This window comes from Arhodomonas sp. KWT, assembly GCF_010993615.1.
In genome coordinates this window covers 1-1,902 of record NZ_WNXE01000360.1, presented here as the reverse complement: position 1 = coordinate 1,902, position 1,902 = coordinate 1, and the positions used below count along the sequence as shown (strand labels likewise).

Genomic DNA, 1,902 nt, shown 5'->3' with positions numbered 1-1,902 from the left:
GCCTTCGCCGCCCTGGCCGGCGGACCGCCCGGCCGATGGCTGATCCGGCACCACGACGCCCTCGTCCGCGCCCTGCCCCTGGCCGTCGGCGACCGGCAGCGGCTGTCCGCCACGGCCCATCGGTGCTATCGGACGGTGCGCGCCACGCCCGCGGCGCGCGACGGCTTCGCCGCGCTGCCCCGGGAGATGCTCGCCGCCCGGGCGTGGCTGGCGGCGTTGCGGGACCACCTGCCACGCCTTGGTGACACGCCCGCGCTGCTGGCCTGGGGTATGCGCGACCCGGCACTGGGCGCGCGGGTGCTGGGACACTGGCGCACGCTGCTGCCCCACGCCCGCGTGCACCCCCTGGCCGGCGTCGGGCACCTGCCCCCGGAGGAGGCACCGGCGGCATTCGGCGACGCGGTGACGGGGTTCCTGGCGGAGGACGGGCCGGGTATCAGCCCTTGCTGACGTAGAACGTGTGCACACCGTCGTCCTCGTCCCGAGCGACAAGAGTGTTGTCGGTCTTGTCGCAGAAGGCGGTGAAGTCGATCACCGAGTGCGGATCCGTCGCGCGCACCCGCAGCACTGCACCGGCGGGCAGCGGGATCAGCGCCTTCTTGGTCTTGAGGATCGGCAGCGGGCAGTTGAGCCCGCGCACGTCCAGATCCGAATCGAACGGGTGAGCCATGGGATATCCTGACGCGTTACACTATCGGCCCTGACATCAGGGATTCTACTAAGCCCGGCGGCGGCAAAGCCACGCGGGCGATGGAGGGAGCGATGAGCGACAAGCAGCCGGACGCGGACTTCGACCCGCGCCCCGTCACCGACAGCGAGCTGCGCGAGGAATACACCAGCGAGCAGGTGCGACACTGGCGCGACCAGGCCGACCGCACCCACCAGGACTGGTTCAGCGTGCTCGACAACGACTACGGCAAGGACTGATCGACGCCCGCCGACATACCAATCTTCTCAGAGGTATTGTCCTGTGTCAGAGCGCCAGAGCGGTTCGGGCGGCGAGGCACGCTCGCGCCGGTGTGGCCGGGTCACTTCATGCGAGCGCAACGCCGCAACCGGAGCGCTCTGGCGCTCCCTTTGGGCCGCTCTGTGCGCCGATGGGGCTGCGTTGCTCGCCGCTTATAGTCCGGCTACACCGTGCGCCTCGCGCCTTGCCCCATCGACACACAGACCGGCTGACGCATGGCAATACCTCTGAGAAGATCAGTACCCCCTTGGAGGCCCCGTTTTGAGCGACACCAAGATCCTGCTTCCGGAATCGGACATCCCGACCCACTGGTACAACGTCATCCCGGACCTCCCCGGTCCGCTGGCGCCGTACGTCGGCCCCGACGGCCAGCCGGTGCCGACGGAGGCGATGACCGCCATATTCCCGCCGGCGATCGTCGAGCAGGAGGTCAGCACCGAGCGCTGGATCGCCATCCCCGAGCCGGTGCGTGAGGCCCTGCGGCTGTGGCGGCCCTCGCCACTGATCCGCGCCACCCGGCTGGAAGAGGCCCTGGGCACACCGGCGAAGATCTTCTTCAAGTACGAAGGGGTCTCCCCGGCGGGCTCGCACAAGCCCAACTCCGCGGTAGCCCAGGCCTACTACAACCGCGAGGCGGGCATCACCCGGCTGACCACCGAGACCGGCGCCGGCCAGTGGGGCAGCTCACTGGCGCTGGCGGGCAGCCTCTTCGGCCTGGACGTGCGGGTCTACATGGTCCGGGTGAGCTACGAGCAAAAGCCCCACCGGCGCTCGATGATGCAGACCTGGGGCGGCGAGGTCATTCCCAGCCCCTCGCCGCTCACCGAGACCGGCCGCAAGGCCCTCGCCGACGACCCGGACAACCCGGGCTCGCTGGGCCTGGCGATCTCCGAGGCGGTCGAGGAGGCCGCCGGCCGCGAGGACACCAATTACGC

The 1,902-nt window shown here is 70.2% G+C and carries 4 protein-coding genes; 3 read left to right on the top strand and 1 reads right to left on the bottom strand.

Going from position 1 to position 1,902, the window contains the following annotated elements:
• The coding region (locus tag G7A99_RS18920; protein WP_205599927.1) for a hypothetical protein at nt 1-450 on the top strand (450 nt) is incomplete at its 5' end.
• Here the strand turns inward: G7A99_RS18920 and G7A99_RS18915 are convergent.
• A complete protein-coding gene (locus G7A99_RS18915) occupies nt 437-670 on the bottom strand; it encodes a sulfurtransferase TusA family protein (protein WP_018718703.1) in 234 nt (77 codons plus the stop codon). The genes G7A99_RS18920 and G7A99_RS18915 overlap by 14 nt on opposite strands.
• Nucleotides 671-762: 92 nt before the next feature.
• Between G7A99_RS18915 and G7A99_RS18910 the strand changes: the two genes are divergently transcribed.
• Nucleotides 763-927, top strand: a complete 165-nt coding sequence (locus G7A99_RS18910; protein WP_018718702.1) for a hypothetical protein — start codon at nt 763-765, stop codon at nt 925-927.
• Between the two features lie 301 nt (nt 928-1,228).
• The coding region (locus tag G7A99_RS18905; protein ID WP_163143111.1) for a pyridoxal-phosphate dependent enzyme at nt 1,229-1,902 on the top strand (674 nt) is incomplete at its 3' end.